We start from the raw sequence: 17,953 nt of genomic DNA, 5'->3' as shown, positions 1-17,953 counted from the left end.
CGCCGGGCCCGTTCGGCGTGCTCAGGCGCTGCTCGGGCACTGCCCAGGCGCTGCTCGGCCACTGCTCGGGTGTGCTCAGCCGCCGAGGGTGAAGCCGATCACCGCACCGCCGCCGGCCCGGTTGGCGGCGTAGGCGGTGCCGCCGTGCGAGCGGGCCACCTCGGCCACGATGGCCAGGCCCAGGCCCGAGCCGGGCAGGCTGCGGGCCGCGGTCGCCCGGTAGAAGCGGTCGAAGACCCGGTCGAGGTCGGTCTCGTCGATGCCCGGACCGCGGTCCCGGACCTCGACCCGGAGGCCGTGCGCCACCAGCTCGATCGGGGACGTCCCGGCCGGGTCGAACTTGGCCGCGTTGTCCAGCAGGTTGCCCACCGCCCGGGCCAGCGCGTCCGGGTGGGCGATGACGACGGTGTCGTCCGCGACCACCGTGATCTCCCGGTCGCTGCGCCGGCGGGCCTGACCGGCGGCCTCGTGGACCACCTCCGCCAGCACCACCTCGACCGGGTCCTCGTCGGCCTTGCGGTCCGCCGCCAGCGCCACCAGCTCCTCCACCAGCTGGGTCAGCTCCCGGGCCTCCTCGGCCAGGTCGGCGAGCAGCGCGGTGCGTTCGGCGGGCGGCAGCCGGTCGATGCTGGGCAGCACCGACAGGTTGGTGCGCAGGCTGGTCAGCGGGGTGCGCAGTTCGTGCCCGGCGTCCTGGACGAGCCGGCGCTGGTTCTCCTTGGCGGTGGCCAGGCGCACCAGCATCCGGTCGAAGGCGCGGCCGAGCCGGCCCACCTCGTCCTGGCCCGAGGCGGGTACCGGGACGTCCAGGCGGCCGCTGGCGGCGACCCGTTCGGCCGCGTCGGTCAGCCGGACCAGCCGGCCGGTGATCCGCCCGGCGACCAGCCACCCGGATCCGCCGGCCACCAGCACGACGGCGGCCACCACGGCCGCCATCCGGTGCCGCAGCACCTCCAACAGCTCCTCGATGTCGTCGAGTTGCAGCACGACCTGGACGGCGCCCCGGCTGCCGCCGAGCGAGACCACGCCCACCCGGCAGGTCCGGCCGCCGACCCGGCGCTCGTCGATCACCGTACGGGCGGGCTCGTCGGCGCGGGCGAGCTCGCGGTCGGTCGCGGTGGTCGGCAGGGCGAGGTGCCCGGTGCCCGGGAGGATGGCCCCGTGCGAGTCGAGGGCCTGGGCGGTGACCCTGATCGGGTGCAGCAGCTGCTCGCTCAGCCCGCTCGGGCTGTTGAAGTCCCCTGGGAACAGCTTCTGGCGGTCCACCTGGCCGCTGACCGCGTGGACGGCCGAGTTGAAGTCGTCCGACTCGTCGTCGCGGATCAGCGCGGCCGCCGCGCGGTAGCCGAGCGTGCCGATCACCACCGCGACCACGGCCGCCATCACCGCGAAGGCGAGCGAGAGGGTGGTGCGCAGGCCGGGGCGCGGCAGCCGGGGGCGGCGGGCCGCCGGGCCGGTCACGGCTCGCGCAGCGTGTAGCCGACGCCGCGGACGGTGTGGATCAGCGGGGTGAGGCCGGGGCGGTCGAGCTTGCGGCGCAGGTAGCCGATGAAGACCGCGAGGTTCTTCGAGCCCGGGCCGAAGTCGTAGCCCCAGATCCGCTCGTACAGGGTGGTCTGGTCGAGGACGGCGCCGGCGTGCCGGGTGAGCAGCTCCAGCAGGTCGAACTCGGTGCGGGAGAGCTCCAGTTCGGCGCCGCCGCGCCAGGCCCGGCGGGCCGGGGGCTCGACCCGCAGGTCGGCGACGGTCAGGACGTCCTCGGGGGTGTCGGCGGGCGGGTTGCGGCGCAGCAGGGCACGCAGCCGGGCGAACAGCTCGTCCACGTCGAAGGGCTTGACCAGGTAGTCGTCGGCCCCGGCGTCCAGGCCGGCGATCCGGTCCGGGACCTCGACCCGGGCGGTGAGCATCAGCACCGGGGTGCGGTCGCCGGCCGCGCGCAGTCGGCGGCAGACCTCCAGGCCGTCCGGCGCGGGCATCATCACGTCGAGCACCAGGACGTCCGGCCGCTGCTCGGCGAGGACGGCCAGGGTCTGGGTGCCGTCCGCGGCTATCCGCACCCGGTAGCCCTCCAGCGTGAGGGCGCGGGTGAGCGAGTCGCGGATGGCGCGGTCGTCCTCGGCGATCAGCACGGTGTGGCTCATGCGGGAGATTCTCCCTGGCGTGCTCACGGCAGTGGAGAGCGGGGCACGGATTCCCGGCCGGCACGGGTGTCGCGTGCCGCTTCGTGGGCGTACGGTGGCCACACGGTGGCGCGCCGCCGGGCGGCCGCCGGTCCGTTTCGGTACGCCCCGCCGGAGGCCTCGATGGCAGAGCGGATGGCCTTCCTCACCACCCCGCGCGCGGAGCGGGCGCGCCGGGACGCCCAGGAGCGGCTGGGGGACCGGCGGGAGGTGTACCGGCCGGGGGCCCTGCTGCCGGTGGTGGGCGGACAGGCGGAGCGCTGCATGGACTGCGGGCTGCCGTTCTGCCACGCGGCCTGCCCGCTGGGGAACCTGGTGCCGGAGTGGAACCGGCTGGTCGCGGACGCGGACTGGCGGGCCGCGGCCGCCCGGCTGCTGGCCACGAACAACTTCCCGGAGTTCACCGGGCGGCTCTGCCCGGCCCCGTGCGAGAGCGCCTGCGTGCTGGCGATCGACGGGGACGCGGTGACGATCAAGAACGTGGAGCTGGCCATCGCCGACCGGGCCTGGGCCGAGGGCTGGGACGCGGCGCAGCCGCCCGAGCGGCCGGAGCCGGGCGGGCGGGTGGCGGTGATCGGCTCCGGGCCGGCCGGGCTGGCCGCCGCCCAGCAGCTGACCCGGGCCGGGCACGCCACCACCGTCTACGAACGGGCCGACCGGGCGGGCGGGCTGCTGCGCTACGGGATCCCGCCGTTCCGGCTGGAGAAGCACCGGCTGGAGCGGCGGCTGGCGCAGCTGCGGGCCGAGGGTACCGAGTTCCGCACCGGGGTGTGGGCCGGGCGGGACGTCACCGGGGAACAGCTGCGGGCCGGGTACGACGCGGTGGTGGTCGCGGTGGGGGCCGGTGCCTGGCGGGTACCGGCGGTGCCCGGGTGCGGGCTGGCCGGGGTGCACCCGGCCCTGGAGTACCTGACCTGGGCGAACCGGGTGGACGAGGGGGATCGGGAGGTCTCGCCGCTGTCCGCGCGGGGGCGGCGGGTGGTCGTCGTCGGGGGCGGGGACACCGCGGCCGACTGCCTGGGGACGGCGCTGCGCGAGGGCGCGGCCTCGGTGACCCAGCTGGACATCAACCCGTGTCCGCCGGAGCGGCGCGGGCCGGGGCAGCCGTGGCCGGTCCACCCGAAGGTGTACCGGGAGACCACCTCGCACGAGGAGTTGGCGGGGCGGGCGGGGGCGTCGTCGTTGTGGGGGGAGGCGGGGCCGTCGTCCGGGGAGGAAGGGTCGGCGTCGGGGGAGGCGGCGGGCCGGTCGTTGTCGTCGGCCGGTGGCCGGGTGTTCGCGGCGGTCACGGTCGGGTTCGAGCCGGGGCCGGACGGGCGGTTGGCGGCCGTCCGCTACGCCGAGGCCGAGCCGGGCGACCGCGGCCCCCGGGCGGGCACCGAGCGGGTGCTCCCGGCGGAGCTGGCGCTGCTCGCGCTGGGCTTCGTCGGGCCGGAGCCGGACCAGCCGCTGTACGCCCAACTCGGGCTGGGCATCGGGCCGGAGGGGACGCTGGAGCGGGACGACGGGTTCGGCACCGCCGCCGACGGGGTGTTCGTCGCGGGGGACGCCGGGCGGGGCCAGTCGCTGATCGTCTGGGCGATCGCGGAGGGCCGGTCGGCGGCCGCGGCGGTGGACCGCTACCTGCGCGGGCGGACCGAGCTCCCGTCCCCGGTACGGGCGTCGGCGCGGGCGCTCACGCTCTGAGGAGCGGGGCCCGGGCCGGACGGCGGTCGTCGGCCCAGGCCGAGGACGGGCGGAGGGCGCGCAGGCCAAGGGGAGGGCGTGCGGTGGGCTTGCACGCTGGTGTGCACCTCCGCGCAACGGTGTGCGCTCCGCGAGCCGTTCGGGTGCGGCGCGTCTGCCCGGTGGCGCCGGGTAGGTGGCGGGCAGCAACCGGACGGATTACGGAGGGGACCGTCATGTCGGATCGCACCCCGGAGACACCCGAGCTCACGACCTTGCCCGAGGCCGTACCTGAGGCCGTGCCAGCGCCCGAGGCGGTGCCCGCGCCCGAAGCCGTACCCGCGCCCCGGGTCGCGCCGCCGCCCGCCGTGGTGGGCCTGCCCGTACCGCCCGTGCCGCCCGTGCCACCGTGGCCGGGCGGGGACCAGCCGCCGCCGGTGCTCGGGCACGCGGCCCGCAGCATCGACAAGGCCACCCTCGTCCCGTTGAAGGTGCCCGGTGCGCCGGGCGGGCCGGGTCTGGTCGCGCACGCCTACCTGCGCGGGCTCGACCTCCGACCGGACGAAGTGACCGCGCTGCGCGGCCGGTTGACGGCCGAGCTGCCCTGGGAGCTGCTCGCCGCCTCGGCCGCCGACCCCGCCGACCGCCCGCTGCGGGCCGCCGTCCTGGCCGCCGCCGACGGTCCCGCGCTGCGTGAACTCGGCCGTGAGCTGGAGCAGTTGCGCCGATCCGACACCACCCCGGCGGGCCGGGCCCGGGCCGGGCTGGCCGCCGTCGCGAACGCCGCGTACGACCACAACGCGGCCGTCGACCCGATCGGCATGATGAACCTGGAGCGCCTGGAGATGGCCCCCGCCGGGATCGAGCGCGGCGAACTGGTCGCGACCATCCCGCTCGCGCCGCTGGAGGAGACGGCCGTCACCCAGAAGGAATGGTCCGTCACCTCCAAGGAGTTCAGCTCGATCGTCACCGACTCGCTGGAGAACTTCAGCGAGACCGGCGTCACCGACAACACCGAACTCGCCCAGTCCACCACCAACCAGCTCCAGCACAGCAACCAGTTCAACGTCACCGGCACCGTCTCGGGCGGGATCCCGCTGATCTCCGGCTCCGCCACCTCCGGCATGACCAGCCAGAGCGCCGACTCGCAGTCCGCCACCGACAGCCGCAAGCACGCGACCACGATCACCCAGAAGGCCTCCGCGCGTACCAAGCAGGAGCACAAGGTCACCATCACGACCACCACCGTGACCGGCTCCTCGGAGACCACCACCCGCACCTTGAAGAACGCCAGTGCCACCGATCCGGTCCGGATCGACTATTTCAGCATGATGCGCAAGTGGCGGGTCCGGCTCTACCGCTCCGGGCTGCGGCTGACCTACGACCTGGCCATCCCCGAACCGGCCGGCGCCCTGCGCCAGGCCTATGCCGAACTCGCGGCCATCGAGGCGAAGCTGGGGCCGTTCCAGTTCGAGGTGCCGCACTCCGACATCACCGAGGAGGTCCGCCCCGGCGAGAGCCAGCCGCACTACCTGGTGCTCGCCGAGCGGTACGGCGCGGTGGTGCCGCTCGCCCCCGGCCCGCACCCGGACCTCCACGTCAATGTCACCGCGCCCAACAACGACGGCGCCGGGATCTTCGACGCGCCGCCGCTGAACGTCCCGGACCGGTACTGGATCAAGAACCTCTGGTTCCAGTTCGCCTCCGAGAGCCGCACCGGTGACTACAACTACAACCTCAAGGTGCTCGGCAGCACCATCCCCGAGTGGAACGAGCCGTTCGGCACCCACGGACCGGTCGACCTCGCCGACCCGGTCAACGGCGCCCTGCTGCGGCACGCCGGCGGGCCGTGCACGGTGAGCTTCCACCTGGTCAACAACCGGCAGACCTGGCTCAACCTGACCGCCGTCGTCGAACCCACCGACGAGGCCCGCCGGCAGTGGCAGAACGACGTCTGGGCGGCCCTGTTCAACGCGGCCCAGACCAAGTACTACGCCGAGCAGCAGGACCTCGCCGCCCGCGCCGCCGCACTGCGCGAACGCCTCAACGGGGTCGACACCCTCACGCTCCGGCGCGAGGAGAGCGACGAGATCATGAAGGGCGTACTGCGCTTCCTGCTCGGCGTGGACTACCACCTGATGCCCTCCGACGTGGTGAACGCCTTCAAGGACTCGGTCGCGAGCGACCCCGACCGGCTGGGCCACGGCGCGGGCTTCCCCGGTGACGACACCGGCGCGCTCAAGGTGAGCGCCGCGGCCTGGGCGGCGGTGCTCGGGCACGAGGCCGAGGTGGCCTTCGTCAACCAGGCCATCGAGTGGGAGAACGTGGTCACCTTCCTCTACTCCTACTTCTGGGACGCCCCGGCCGCCTGGCCCTTCGTCAGCCGGATCAGCCACCCCGACGCCAACCGGCAGGCCTTCCTGCGGGCGGGCAGCGCCCGGGTGGTGCTCACCGTGCGCAAGGGCTGGGAGGAGGCCTGGGTACGGTTCGCCGAGGGCGGCTTCCACGGCGCCCAACTGCCCGCCGACCACCCGTACCTGAGCATCGCCCGGGAGATCGCCGCCTACGACGACCGCAACTACCCCGGCATCCCGCCGGCCAACCCGGGCAGCAGTTCGCTGCTGCTGGAGGACGAGGCGGTCACCACCTGCGCCGCCGTGGTCGACCCGCCCGCCGGGGGCGCCCCGGTGGTGGTGCCGGTGGCCTCCAGCGCCGGCTTCGCCCCGGGCACCGCGGTCGTCGTGGACGAGTACGACGACCGGCGGATCCAGGAGACCGCCAGGGTGGTCCGGGTGCCGGACGACACCCACCTGGTGCTCAGCGGTCTGACCCACCGGCACGACGGCACCCTGACGCCGTTCCCGGTCCGCCGGCCCGGCCACCGGGGCACGCTGATCGCGGAGTGGAACGAGTACACGCCGACCTCGGGGACGGACATCGCGGTGAGCAGCCCGTTGAAGGACATCGCGTGAGCTTCCTCAGGGACCAGGACACGTGTCTACTGCTGGGGCCGGCGCGGGAGGAGCCGCCGACGGTCTTCGAGTACCTGGCCGCCGAGTTGTGGGTGCGCCACCACTTCGGGGTGGACTTCGACGCCCGCCCCGGAGCGACCTGGGTGACCTTCCAGCTCGACCGGATCGCCGAGTGGTGGGGCACGCCCCGCCGGGACCGGCTGGGCCCCGAGGAGGCGCTGCCGTACGGGCGGCTCACCGCCCAGCCGCAGGACCCGGTGCTGCGGATGGTGCTCCAGGTGCTGTCGGAGGACCTGACCAACACCTTTCCGACGGCCAAGGTCGACGCGATCAAGCGGATGCTCAAGGACCGGAGCACCCCGGCGGTCAAACTGGTCAAGGCCATCCGCGAACTCACCCCGGGCGGTGCGCTCAAGCCGGACCTGCTCGGCTTGCAGAACCACGTGCCGGACCTGCGGATGGAGGCCCTGGAGGTCGGCACCGAGCGCACCGCGCTCGACACCTACCGCGAACTCCAGGGCAAGATCGCGGTGTTGCGGGACCCGTGCGGCCGGATCATCGAGAACCGGCTGATCGCCCTGCAGCGCACCGCGGTCAAGCAGCTGCCGTACTCGGTGGTCGCCGGGGCCACCAGCTGGCGGCTCGGCGCCGGGCTGATGATCCTTCCGGTGCCGGTCAACGTCACCGAGCAGAACGGGGAGACGTACGTCGACTGGATCTGCTACTGGCCCACCGACCGGGCCGAGTTCCGCGAGTACCCGAGGCCGGCCAACGGCCGTCCCGGGTACGACGGGCTGGTGCTGTACCACATCCACCGGGTGCCGCTGCGGGCCGTGCAACTCCCGGACAAGATCCGGGAGGCGATGCTCAACCTGGTCCGGGCCCGGCAGCGGCCGGCGCCGCTGGGGCCCACCCTGGTGCCCGAGCTGGCGGTGACGATCGAGCGGGACCGGCGGCTGTTCACCCCCGAGGGGGAACTGTTCCTGGCCGGGCTGGGGGCGGTCGGGCTGCTGGCCCTGGGGGTGTGGGCGGCGGTCGGGGCGGGTGCGGTGGCCGGGCTGGGGGCGGTGGCCAAGGGCGGGCTGGTCGCGGCGGCGAGTGCGCCCGAGGTGTTCGTCGGGGCGGTCGCGGCCGCGTCCGAGCTGGCGGACCGACTCTGGTCGGTGATCTCCCAGTTGGGGTACCTCTTGCCGGCCGGGGGGTAGTCGGGGGTGGGGGGTAAGGGTTGATGGTTGACGGCCGGGCGAGGGGGGTCGTCCGGCCGCCTTCACGGCGCGGGACGGGACCCGGCCGCCGTGGCGGGCGTGCGTTGGTCGTAGCGCCACAGAGCCGGGAGCGCGGCGGCGAGCAGGGTGCTGCTGCCCAGGCAGAGCAGCCCGCCCGTGCCCAGGGCGGCCCGGACGCCCTGCCGGGCGGCGAGGCCGCCGGCCCGGAGGTCGCCGAGGGCCGGTCCGGTGGAGCCGATCAGCAGCTCGAGGCCGGCGGCCCGGCCGCGCAGCTCGTCCGGCACGGACCGGTTCCAGATGGCGCTGCGGAAGGTGTCGCCGATCCAGTGGCCGGCGCCCGCGACGGCCAGGCAGAGCAGTACGGCCCACAGGCCCGGGGCGACGGCGGCCGCGGCGGTGGCCGTGCCGACCAGCGCGGCGGAGAGCAGGACCGGCCGTCCGTGCCGGTGCACCCGTTCCGTCCAGCCGCCGGTGGCGGCGGCGAGCAGGCTGCCCGCGGCGGAGGCCGAGTAGAGCAGGCCGAGTGCCCAGGTCGCGTCCAGCTCCCCGGCGAGGAAGGGGAACAGGGCGGTGGGCAGGGCGAAGACGGTGGCGGCGAGGTCGGCCAGGTAGGTGCCCAACAGGTCGGGCCGGCGGGCCGCGTACCGGACGCCCTCGGTGAAGTCGCGCAGTGGCGGCGCCTCGGCGTCCCGCGCCGAGGGGACCGGCCGCACCTGGGCGAGCAGGGCGATCGACAGCAGGAAGGTGGCCAGGTCGATCAGGTACGCGGCCGGGGCGCCGGTGGTCGCGATCAGCAGTCCGGCGGCGGCCGGCGCGGCCACGCCGCCGATGCTCCAGCGCAGCGAGAGCAGCGCCCCGGCCGCCATCAGCTGCTCCGGCGGCACCAGCCGGGGGATCATCGCCTCCACCGAGGGCTGCTGGATGCCCTGGACGGCCGCCGCCAGGCCGGCGGCCAGGTAGAGCGGCCAGACGGCGGGCGCCCCGAGCAGCGCGTTGGCCAGCAGCAGGGCGCTCAGCGCGGCCAGGGCGACCTCGGTGGCCAGGGCGACGGTACGGCGGTCGGCGCGGTCGGCGAGCACGCCTCCGTAGAGGCCGAACAGGACGGTGGGTACGAGCTCGACCGCTCCGACGGCTCCGACGGCCAGCGGTGAGCCGGTGAGGTCGGCGATCTGGAGCGGGATCGCGGTCATGGTGAAGACCGAGCCGAGCAGGGTCACCGTGCCGGAGGTCCAGGTGAGGCGGAAGTCCCGGGAGGTGCGCCAGGGCGTGGTGTCGGGGAGCAGTCGGGACCGTCGGCGGTCCGTTCCTGAGGTCATGCGGGGCCCTTGGGTGTCGTGGGGCTGTCGGTGGTCGTGGTGCCGGTGGCAGTCGTGTCGGTGGCCGTCGTGGCGGTGGCCGTCGGGTGGGTGGCAGTCGTGTCGGTCATTGCGTCCTTATCACTGATAAAGTCCGGGTCGGAACTTAGCGGCGATAAGGTGGCCCCGCAAGCGGATTACCGGGAGGCCGATCGGATGGCGCTGCAACGCGACGAGGTGGTGCGCACCGCGCTGCGCGTGCTCAACGAGGAGGGCATCGACGGGCTCAGCACCCGGCGGCTCGCCCGCGAGCTCGGCGTGCAGTCACCGGCGCTGTACTGGCACTTCAAGAACAAGCGGGAACTGCTCGACCTGATGGCCGAGGCGATGCTCGCCGAGGCCCTCCCGCCCGACCGTGAGCCGGACCCGGAGCACTGGCCCGACTGGATCGCCGCCGACGCCCGGGCCAAGCGCAACGCCCTGCTGGCCTACCGTGACGGCGCCCGGGTGCACGCCGGCACCCTGCCGACCGAGGACGAACTCCCTGCAGTCGAGGCCCAGTTGAGTGCCCTGTGTCGGGCCGGGCTGCGCCCGCGCACCGCGCTGCGACTGCTGCTGACCGTCGACCGCTACATCATGGGCTGGGTCACCGAGGAACAGGCCTGGCGACAGGACGCCGCGCAGCGCACCCGGCCGCCGTTCCCCGACGAGGCGCTGCGCGACCTGCCGCTGCTGAGCGAGGCCGCCGACGTGCTGCGGATGACCGACCACGACGCGGACTTCGACTACGGGCTGCGGGTACTGGTGGAGGGCTTCCGGGCGGAGATCGCCCGGGAGGCGGCGGAAGGGCGGGAAGCGGCGGACGGGGTCGGAGGCGGATGAGGCTGCCGCAGGGGCGGGGCCGGACGCCGTGGGCGATGGGCTAGCGTGAGCGCCATGACCACCCTTGACCCCCGCAGCACGGCCCTGGTCCTGATCGACCTGATGGACCGGATCGTCGCCAACCAGCTCGCGCCGCACTCCGGCCCGGAGGTCGTGGCGGCCTCGCTGCGCCTGGCCGAGGAGTTCCGGGCGGCCGGCGCCCCCGTCGTCGCGGTGCGGGTCGAGCGCCCGGGCGTCGCCGAACAGCCGCCCGGCAGCGGGTTGGTGGCCGAGGTCGCGGCGGCGGCCGACGAGGTGGTGGTGAAGCGCACCATCGGCGCCTTCCAGGGCACCGGACTGCACGAACTGCTCCAGGCCCGGGGTGTGGAGACACTCGTCCTCGCCGGGATCGCGACCAACCTCGGCGTGGAGTCGAGCGCCCGCGCGGCCGCCGACCACGGCTACCAACTGGTGTTCGTCGAGGACGCGATGGCCGGGTTGACGGAAGCGGAGCACCGGGCCTCGGTGGAGCTGGACTTCCCGCGTCTGGGAGAGGTCGTGGCGGCCGCGGACCTGCGGCTGGGGTAGCGGGTTCCCGGCGGGTTCCCGGCCCCGGTCCCTGCCCTGCGGGAGCGGTGAACCGTGGAGGGTGCGCACCGGCTGTGGGGCCGGACCGCTCGATGGTCGTGGCCGTCTCCGGTCAGGGCCGGCTCGGCTCCGGCGATCCCGGGTCGGGCAACGGGCCCTGGCGGCGGGCGAGTTCGAGCGCGTCGCGGAGTCGTCCGGCCGAGGCGGTGAGGAGCCGGGCGGCGGTGGGCGCGTCCACGTCGGCGAGCAGCAGCAGGACGGCGTCCTTCGTCCGGCCGTCGGTGGCGGTGAGGGCGCGGTCGACCGTCGGGGCGTCGGCGCCGGTCGCCTCCGCGACGATCCGGCGGGCGCGCTCCCGGAGTTTCACGTTGGTGGCCCGCAGATCGACCATCAGGTTCCCGTACGTCCGGCCGAGGCGGATCATCAGCGCGGTGGACAGCATGTTGAGCACCAGCTTCTGCGCGGTGCCCGCCTTCAACCGGGTGGACCCGGCGAGCACCTCCGGGCCGACCTCCACCTCGATCCCCAGCTCCGCCGCCGCCACCAGCGCCGAGCCACGGTTGCAGGCCAGCCCGACGGTCAGCGCCCCGGCCGCCCGGGCGGCGCGCACGGCGGCGACCGCGTACGGGGTGCGGCCCGAGGCGGAGACGCCCACCAGGGTGTCGTCCGGGGTGAGGGCGAGTGCCGCCACGTCGGCCTCGGCAAGGTCGGTGCGGTCCTCGGCGCCCTCGGCGGCCTCCGTCACGGCGCTCCGGCCGCCCGCGATCAGGCCCACCACCAGCTCGGGGTCGGTGCCGAAGGTCGGCGGGCACTCGGCGGCGTCCAGTACCCCGAGCCGACCGGCCGTGCCCGCCCCGGCGTAGACCAGCCGCCCGCCGCGCGCCATCCTCGCCGCCGCCGCGTCGACCACGGCGGCGATCCGCGCCAGTTGCCCGGCGACCGTCACGGGGACGGTGCGGTCCTCGGCGTTCATCAGGCGGAGCAGGTCGGCGGTGGGCAGCCGGTCGATGGCGGCCCAGTCGGGGCGGACGGTCTCGGTGGGGGGCACGGCGTCGGGGTTCATGCGGGGAGCGTCCCCGGGTGGGCGGCGCTCGAACCGGTCCGTATAGCCCCGGGCCGGCGTGGTCCGCCGGTCAGGCCATCCAGAAGAACACGGCGGTCATCCGGCGGTCCGCCAGTTCCGCGCCGTAGTAGTCGGTGGCGCTGTGGATCAGGTTGGCGTGGTAGAGGAGCAGCTGGTTGTAGCGGTTGGGGACCCGGACGTCCTCGGTGAAGTGGTCGGCGGGGACGTGGCGGGTGCCGAGCGCCTCGACCAGGTTGTTGTGCGGGGCGTTGACCAGGTTGCCCCCGAGGCGGCCGCCGGGGAACTGCTGGCGGTAGAAGCTGGTGCCGGCGTCCTTGGGGGCGCCGGGGCTCAGGTAGAGCACGGCGGCGTAGCGGCAGAGCGCGCGTGAGTCGGTGTGCGGGCGGGACTCCGACTCCCCGGCGCCGACGACCTGGACGCAGTTGTGGTTGAGCGTGCCGCCGCCGGGGGTGCTCTGCACCCAGAGCCGGGAGGCGCCGGTGGCCTTGCGGACCTGGGCCTCGACCCGCGCCAGCTCGTCCGGTTCGAGGCCGGGCATGGTGCGCAGGCCGGGCCAGGTCTCGGGGCGGTACGGGTAGCCCTCGGTCCAGTCGCCGCGGGCCAGGACGCGTTCGCGGACGGCGTCCGGGTCGGGCAGGACGTTGTCCAGGACCCAGTAGTCCCGGCCGCGGGTGGGCTTGCGGTAGGGCAGGACCGGCAGGGCGGTCGGCCTGATGGGCTGTGAGGGCATGGGCCGACCATAGGGGCGTCGAGCGTCAACTATCTGCCGTGAACAGGTCAACCTTTCGTCAAGTGCGCGGTGGGTGGGGAGGGGGTGGCGCCCGGCCCCGGGCGCGGGTCGGCGTGGCGTCGGCGTGGTGCCGGCGAGGTGTCGGCGCGTGGTCGGCGTGCTGCCGACGAGGTGTCGGCGTGCGGTCGGCGTGCTGCCGGGAGGGCTACCGGCGGACGAGGCGGAAGGCGGCCGTGAGGGCGAGGACGGTGAGCGCCAACAGGATGCCGGCCTCGACGAGCTGGACCGGGACGAGGTGGGCGGAGGGGTGGTAGCTCAGCCAGGTGCCGGTGGCCCCGTCGCACCGATGCGTCTCGACGCACGCGACGGAGTCGACCCGGCTGCCGTCGGGCAGGATGGTCTTCGCGTCGACCAGCCATGCGTTGGTGGGCTGCATGGCCCTGAGCGGTGCCACCGCGTCGACCGTCGGGTAGAAGGACGGACGCGCCCAGCGCACCAGGCCGTGGACGATCGCCACCAGCGCACCGGTGAGGAACATCGCGGGCAGGCTCCGGCGCACCAGCTGGCCCACCAGGACGCCCAGGGCCAGGGCGAACAGGGACCAGGCGACCGGTGCCACCCCGAGGGCCGGGTAGGTGAAGAACTGGAACGGCGGGTCGAAGGCGACCGGGCCGTGCACGATGTCCGTCCACCACACCCAGGTCATCAGCGAGGCGAGCACGCCGGTGGCAGCCAGGACGGCGAGGCCGGGCACCGCGAGGCGGGCGGCCAGCCAGCGCACGGGGCTGACGGACTGGGCGCGGATCAGCCGGATGGTGCCGCGCTCGTGCTCCTGGGCCAGCAGCGGTGCGCCGATGAACACACCGATCAGCAGCGGGACGGCGGTGACCACCGGCTGGAGCACGGAGATGAACCAGAAGTTCGGCCGGTTGATCGGCGAGAGGAGGATCCAGCACTTGTTGCTGTCCCAGCTCTCGGGGCTGTAGCAGCCCGTTCGCCGCAGCACGCCCGTGATGTGCTGGTCGACGACGTGGATCCAGACGAGGTCGGCCGTCAGCAGGACCAACAGTGCCGACAGCGCCCAGAGCAGCGCACGGTTCTGGCGAAGCGTCAGCCAGATCAGGCCGCGCAGCCGCGGGGTTCCGGGACGGTCCGGGGTGGCGGACCGGCGGGCGGGGGCGGGGGCGGGCTTCGTGGGGTCGGTCAGGACATCCGTGCTCATGCTGCCTTCTCGTCGGTCGCCGGGGTGGTGCCGGTGGTGCCGCTGGTGCCGGTCGTGCCCGGGGTGCCCGGGGTGCCGGTGGTGCCACTGGTGCCCGTGGTGCCCGGGGCCGGTTCGGCTGGGGCGGCGCGGAGGTAGCCGAGCAACAGCTCGTCCAGACTGGGCCGTTCGCTCTCCCAGGGGCCGTCCAGCGGCTCGCCGGTGCGTACCAGCGCGGTCACCCGGCGACCGGCGGTCCGCTGCTCGACCACCAGGCCGGGCGGGAGGTCGGCACCCCCGGACCGGGTGGCCGCGGGGCCGGTGAGCACCTGGTGCCCCGCCAGGATGTCGTCCAGGTCGCCGGACAGCCGGATCCGTCCGCGCTGGACCAGCAGCAGGTGGTCGATGACGCCGTCCAGCTCCGGGAGGATGTGCGAGGACACCACGATGGTCGTACCGCGCTCGGCGGCGGCCGACATCAGGGTGCCCATGAGCTGGTGCCGGGCGAGCGGGTCGAGGTCGGCCATCGGCTCGTCGAGCAGCAGCAGGTCGGGGCGCTTGCCGAGGGCGAGCGCCAGCGAGACCCGGGTGCGCTGGCCGCCGGACAGCGAGACGATCCGGGCCTTGCGGCGCAACTCGCCCTGGTCGACGATCTGTTCGGCGGTCTCCTGGTCCCAGGCCGGATTGAGCTCGCGGCCCATCCGGAGGGTCTCGGCCACGGTGAGGCCCGGGTAGAGCGGCTTGTCCTGTGCCACGTAGGCGACCCGGGCGCGCTCCTCGCGGGTGTCGGACGGTGCGCCGAACACGCGCAACTCGCCTTCGGTGGGGGTGAGTTGGCGGGCGGCGAGGGAGAGCAGGGTGCTCTTGCCAGCACCGTTGGGGCCGACCACCCCGCAGATCCGTCCGCTCGGGACGGTGAAGTCGCAAGCGTGCAGGGCCCATTCACCCCGGTAGCGCCTGCCCAGCCCGACGGCCTCCAGCGCCGGAGCCACGGTTGTCGGGTCGTCGTTCACCCGGTCCCCCCCACTGTTCTCGGTTCGGTGCTGCCGGGTGGCCCGGCGTACGGCTGTGATGTGTCTGTCCATCTGTCTGTTCGGTACGACACCGGCCCCCGCTCCGGCGTGCGTCAGTTCGGTGGCGTCGGCGGAACCCCGGCGTCGAAGCGCTGCTCCAGCACGGAGGCCATCAGTGCGGCGATGTCCTCGCGTTCCAGCCCGGCCTCGCGGGCCCGGTCCACCCAGCCGACCAGGTCCGCACGCAGTGGTCCGTCGGCCGCCGCCTCCGGCCGGGCGAGCGAACGCCGGACGAAGGTGCCGAGCCCCGGGCGGGGCTCGACCAGTCCCTCGCGTTCGAGTTCGCGGTAGGCCTTGAGCACCGTGTTGGGGTTGATGGCGGTCAGTTCGACCACCTCGCGGGCGGTCGGCAGCTTGTCCCCGGGCTCCAGCATCCCGAGCCGCAGGGCCTGCTTGGTCTGCTGCACGATCTGCTGGTACGTGGAGACCCCGCTGCGCCGATCGATGCGGTACTCGATCACACCCGTTGCGGCCTTTCACTAGTTCAATAGTGGAATGGTGGCCCACGGTGGCCCGCGGGTCAAGCCGGGACGGGGGCCGCGTTCGCGGGCGGAAGTCGGGCCCAGGGCCGCCTGGGCTCAGCCCAACGCGTCCATCAGGCCGGTGACGTAGGCATCCAGTCGCTCCTCCACGGCTCGCGTCGTCAGCTCCGCCCTCCCCGCCTCCCGCCAGGCCCGCGCCACCACCTGCACTTCCTCCGAGCAGGCGAGCGAATCCCGCACCTGCCAGTACAGTCGCTCGCCCGCGGCCGCGGCCAGCACCCCGCCGGCCTCCTCGTACGCCTCGGCGAACCGCTGCCCCCAGGCCGGGCCGTGCAGGAGCGCGAGATTGGTGGAGCAGTGCGCCACATCCAGGTCCGCCGGGCCCCAGGAGGCGGCGGCCCAGTCGACGACGCCGGTGATCCGCGCCCCCGCCGACCTCGCGGTCGGCACGTCGAACAGCACATTGCCGGGCTGGAAGTCCCGGTGCAGGAACCGGCCTTCGTAGCGCGGCGCGGGCCTGCGGATCACCTTGATCGCCGCGGCCCATGCCGCCGTGTCGGCGCCCCTCGGGACCACCACGGTGTCGGCGGTCGTCAACGCCTCGTACTCCCGGGGCCGTTCGGCGGGGCGCACGGCGTGGATCGCCACGAGTTGCCGGGCCAGCAGCGGGACGCGCGCCTCCAGTCCCTCGTCATCGAGGACCGTCCGGCCCGCCAGATGTGTCATGAGGAGCGAGGGGTACTCGCAGTGGGCGGCGGTCGGATCAACCGCGACCAGTCCAGGAGCCGTCACATCGGTCCCCGCCAGCAGCGCCAGGGCGTCGGCCTCCCTGTTCAGCCACTCCTCGGCGCGCTCCACGGAGGACGGGTCGACGAACGACCGCAGCACCAGGTGACGGGTGCCTCCGTCCCGGGTGTCGATGGTCAGCCTCCGCACATCGGCTGTGATGCCGCCGTGCAGCGCCTCGGTGCCGACGATCCGTTCGTCGGGCGACAGGTGTCGGTGGACCCAGGCCAGCGTCAACGGTCCTACTGGTGCAGCTCCATGATGGTCGGTCACCGCGTCACCTCATCATTCTGGCGGCGGTACGCGCAAAGGCATTCAGCGGCATGACCAGCGCCTTGCCAGGCACCCCGGGGACGCCGTTCCTCGCGGTGGTCAGGGGTGTTCGGCGTAGGACTGCGCGAGGCCGGTGGGCCCCGAGATCACTCGGGGCCCACCGGTACTTCGTACCCGGGTGGCCGCGTGCGGAGCCACCCGGGGCGGCCTCCTTGCGGTCAGCCCGCTCCTACCGTGAGCCGGAGTTGGAGCCGACACCCTCCGGGACGGTCGTCGGTGTCGATGCCGATCGTCACCGGGCCACGGTCGGTTTCGGCCCGTCTGCGCCCGGTGTTGTGGCACTGGGCCGGGTCGCCGTCCGGGTCGTACTGGATGTCGAGGGCGACGTACGTCTGCTTGATCTGCGGCACGGCGAAGGTGAGGTTGCAGCCGCCCGGACGACTGTCGGTGTCGATCCGGACGGCGGGACCGAAGGTTCGGGCATCCTTGCTTATCGGCATCCTGAACGTGCCCTGGTTGCCGCACTGTGCCGGGTCCCCGCCGGGGGTGGAGCGGAGCTCGTAGGTGAGAGACACGCCCTCCAGGTCGCCGTCGGGGTCGTAGACGCCGAACGCCAGCTGGCAGCCGCCCGGACGACTGTCGGTATCGAAACGGATGGCGTCGGTCCAGGTTCTCTCCTCGGCCCATTGATCACCGGTCCTGCCGCCGCACTGGCCGGGAACACCATCGGGGTTGAACCGGATTCCGAGCTCCGGAGGATGGAACAGCCGGATCTGCGCGTGCGCCGGCACAGGCGCAACCGTCGCCGCGACCACCCCGAGTACTGCCAGCCCGCGCGCGATTCTCCTCATGGCACCGATTCCCTCTCGTTCGGAGACTTCCTCACTGGAAATCCCAGAGTGGCACGGGCGTGAACACGCCAATCGGAAGTTCCGGCCGACATGCCCTTGCGCCATCCGAAAGAGCCAACCGCTCTGTGAGACACGCACGACGCGGGCACCACAGCGGCGATCAGCACCTACCGAGGACCGCGCCGGAACGGTCTGAGGCACCTACCGACGCTGGACCCAACCGCGGCCGTACAGGTCGCCGGAGCTGATCCACAGCTGGACCCGGGGGAACCGGAGTTGAGGTCGGCCCGGATCAGCTCGTTGCCCGACGCGGCGACCTGCGCCTGCCGCATGCGCGGCTGCCAGTCGTGACCGGCGGCTTGCCGCAGGCCGGTGGTGAAGGCCGGGTAGTCCCGCCGCATCGCGTCACCGGCCCCGTCGAGGTCGAGTCGGACGTGCTTCACCGTGCGGAACGGCACGTCGGCGCTCGCCGTGCCGACGCGGCCGGCGGCGTGCGACGGGGCGCGACGACGGGCATGGTGAACACCGGCCCGGGCAGGGGAGCGCGACCCCCGTGGGGCCGGGGCGCTGCCCGGCCCCTCACTGCCCTGCGGACGCCGACGCCCCGGCATCAGTCATCCGACTGTCGTTCGCCGGTGCGGGCGCACGGCCGGTGACCTGGGCCGCAACCGGCCCTGCTCGCGCCG

General features: G+C 74.0%; 15 protein-coding genes. 5 read left to right on the top strand and 10 right to left on the bottom strand.

Annotated features, from left to right (window positions below; translation table 11 throughout):
* Positions 1 to 75 precede the first annotated feature (75 nt).
* Together ACIQWA_RS01535 and ACIQWA_RS01530 are read right to left on the bottom strand one after the other, a co-directional pair.
* Positions 76 to 1,461: an ATP-binding protein gene (locus tag ACIQWA_RS01535; RefSeq protein ID WP_402476695.1), complete on the bottom strand. Its 1,386-nt coding sequence runs from the start codon at positions 1,459 to 1,461 to the stop codon at positions 76 to 78.
* A complete protein-coding gene (locus tag ACIQWA_RS01530) occupies positions 1,458 to 2,141 on the bottom strand; it encodes a response regulator transcription factor (RefSeq protein WP_360242265.1) in 684 nt (227 codons plus the stop codon). Before ACIQWA_RS01530 ends, ACIQWA_RS01535 begins: the two co-directional genes overlap by 4 nt.
* 162 nt (positions 2,142 to 2,303) lie before the next feature.
* Here ACIQWA_RS01530 and ACIQWA_RS01525 point away from each other — a divergent pair, with 162 nt between their 5' ends.
* The 3 genes from ACIQWA_RS01525 to ACIQWA_RS01515 all read left to right on the top strand — a co-directional run bounded on the left by ACIQWA_RS01525 (position 2,304) and on the right by ACIQWA_RS01515 (position 8,022).
* Positions 2,304 to 3,866, top strand: coding sequence for a glutamate synthase subunit beta (locus tag ACIQWA_RS01525; RefSeq protein ID WP_402476692.1), 1,563 nt, complete (start codon positions 2,304 to 2,306; stop codon positions 3,864 to 3,866).
* Between the two features lie 215 nt (positions 3,867 to 4,081).
* Positions 4,082 to 6,817 carry a hypothetical protein gene (locus ACIQWA_RS01520; RefSeq protein ID WP_402476689.1) on the top strand — a complete coding sequence of 912 codons (2,736 nt, stop codon included), beginning with the start codon at positions 4,082 to 4,084 and terminating at the stop codon, positions 6,815 to 6,817.
* The gene (locus ACIQWA_RS01515; RefSeq protein ID WP_402476687.1) at positions 6,814 to 8,022 is read left to right on the top strand and encodes a hypothetical protein; all 1,209 of its coding nucleotides are present in this window, start codon (positions 6,814 to 6,816) and stop codon (positions 8,020 to 8,022) included. The genes ACIQWA_RS01520 and ACIQWA_RS01515 overlap by 4 nt, the downstream gene beginning before the upstream one ends.
* A 62-nt stretch (positions 8,023 to 8,084) precedes the next feature.
* Here ACIQWA_RS01515 and ACIQWA_RS01510 read toward each other — a convergent pair whose 3' ends face one another.
* Positions 8,085 to 9,359, bottom strand: a complete 1,275-nt coding sequence (locus ACIQWA_RS01510; protein ID WP_402476684.1) for an MFS transporter — start codon at positions 9,357 to 9,359, stop codon at positions 8,085 to 8,087.
* 195 nt (positions 9,360 to 9,554) lie between these two features.
* Between ACIQWA_RS01510 and ACIQWA_RS01505 the strand changes: the two genes are divergently transcribed.
* Both ACIQWA_RS01505 and ACIQWA_RS01500 read left to right on the top strand, forming a co-directional pair.
* Entirely contained in the window at positions 9,555 to 10,220 is a 666-nt protein-coding gene (locus ACIQWA_RS01505) for a TetR/AcrR family transcriptional regulator C-terminal domain-containing protein (RefSeq protein ID WP_402476681.1), read from the top strand.
* A 54-nt stretch (positions 10,221 to 10,274) separates the two neighbouring features.
* A complete protein-coding gene (locus ACIQWA_RS01500) occupies positions 10,275 to 10,787 on the top strand; it encodes an isochorismatase family protein (protein WP_402476679.1) in 513 nt (170 codons plus the stop codon).
* A gap of 112 nt (positions 10,788 to 10,899) precedes the next feature.
* Here the strand turns inward: ACIQWA_RS01500 and murQ are convergent, their stop codons facing one another.
* The 7 genes from murQ to ACIQWA_RS01465 form a co-directional block, all read right to left on the bottom strand.
* Complete coding sequence (murQ, locus tag ACIQWA_RS01495; RefSeq protein ID WP_402476676.1) at positions 10,900 to 11,850, bottom strand: N-acetylmuramic acid 6-phosphate etherase; 951 nt, start codon at positions 11,848 to 11,850, stop codon at positions 10,900 to 10,902.
* Between the two features lie 70 nt (positions 11,851 to 11,920).
* The gene (locus ACIQWA_RS01490) at positions 11,921 to 12,601 is read right to left on the bottom strand and encodes a DUF6445 family protein (RefSeq protein ID WP_380587683.1); all 681 of its coding nucleotides are present in this window, start codon (positions 12,599 to 12,601) and stop codon (positions 11,921 to 11,923) included.
* 205 nt (positions 12,602 to 12,806) lie between these two features.
* Positions 12,807 to 13,823 (bottom strand): ABC transporter permease, encoded by a 1,017-nt coding sequence (locus ACIQWA_RS01485; protein ID WP_402476672.1) that lies wholly within the window; start codon positions 13,821 to 13,823, stop codon positions 12,807 to 12,809.
* Positions 13,820 to 14,815 (bottom strand): ABC transporter ATP-binding protein, encoded by a 996-nt coding sequence (locus ACIQWA_RS01480; RefSeq protein ID WP_402476669.1) that lies wholly within the window; start codon positions 14,813 to 14,815, stop codon positions 13,820 to 13,822. The genes ACIQWA_RS01485 and ACIQWA_RS01480 overlap by 4 nt, the downstream gene beginning before the upstream one ends.
* A gap of 113 nt (positions 14,816 to 14,928) precedes the next feature.
* Complete coding sequence (locus ACIQWA_RS01475; protein WP_402476668.1) at positions 14,929 to 15,336, bottom strand: GntR family transcriptional regulator; 408 nt, start codon at positions 15,334 to 15,336, stop codon at positions 14,929 to 14,931.
* 117 nt (positions 15,337 to 15,453) lie between these two features.
* Entirely contained in the window at positions 15,454 to 16,416 is a 963-nt protein-coding gene (locus ACIQWA_RS01470) for a phosphotransferase family protein (RefSeq protein WP_402476666.1), read from the bottom strand.
* Between the two features lie 218 nt (positions 16,417 to 16,634).
* Positions 16,635 to 17,231 (bottom strand): hypothetical protein, encoded by a 597-nt coding sequence (locus ACIQWA_RS01465; protein WP_402476663.1) that lies wholly within the window; start codon positions 17,229 to 17,231, stop codon positions 16,635 to 16,637.
* Between the last annotated feature and the right edge of the window lie 722 nt (positions 17,232 to 17,953).

Source organism: Kitasatospora sp. NPDC098652 (assembly GCF_044760155.1).
Taxonomy (GTDB): domain Bacteria; phylum Actinomycetota; class Actinomycetes; order Streptomycetales; family Streptomycetaceae; genus Kitasatospora.
The sequence above is the reverse complement of the archived record's forward strand: the minus strand, read 5'-3'. Positions and strand labels throughout refer to the sequence as shown.

Bases quoted from the DNA above. Each gene is read 5' to 3' on its own strand.
- ACIQWA_RS01530 (WP_360242265.1), bottom strand. From the start codon at position 2,141: ATGAGCCACACCGTGCTGATCGCCGAGGACGACCGCGCCATCCGCGAC.
- ACIQWA_RS01500 (WP_402476679.1), top strand. From the start codon at position 10,275: ATGACCACCCTTGACCCCCGCAGCACGGCCCTGGTCCTGATCGACCTG.
- ACIQWA_RS01525 (WP_402476692.1), top strand. From the start codon at position 2,304: ATGGCAGAGCGGATGGCCTTCCTCACCACCCCGCGCGCGGAGCGGGCG.
- ACIQWA_RS01485 (WP_402476672.1), bottom strand. From the start codon at position 13,823: ATGAGCACGGATGTCCTGACCGACCCCACGAAGCCCGCCCCCGCCCCC.
- murQ (WP_402476676.1), bottom strand. From the start codon at position 11,850: ATGAACCCCGACGCCGTGCCCCCCACCGAGACCGTCCGCCCCGACTGG.
- ACIQWA_RS01505 (WP_402476681.1), top strand. From the start codon at position 9,555: ATGGCGCTGCAACGCGACGAGGTGGTGCGCACCGCGCTGCGCGTGCTC.
- ACIQWA_RS01490 (WP_380587683.1), bottom strand. From the start codon at position 12,601: ATGCCCTCACAGCCCATCAGGCCGACCGCCCTGCCGGTCCTGCCCTAC.
- ACIQWA_RS01510 (WP_402476684.1), bottom strand. From the start codon at position 9,359: ATGACCTCAGGAACGGACCGCCGACGGTCCCGACTGCTCCCCGACACC.
- ACIQWA_RS01520 (WP_402476689.1), top strand. From the start codon at position 4,082: ATGTCGGATCGCACCCCGGAGACACCCGAGCTCACGACCTTGCCCGAG.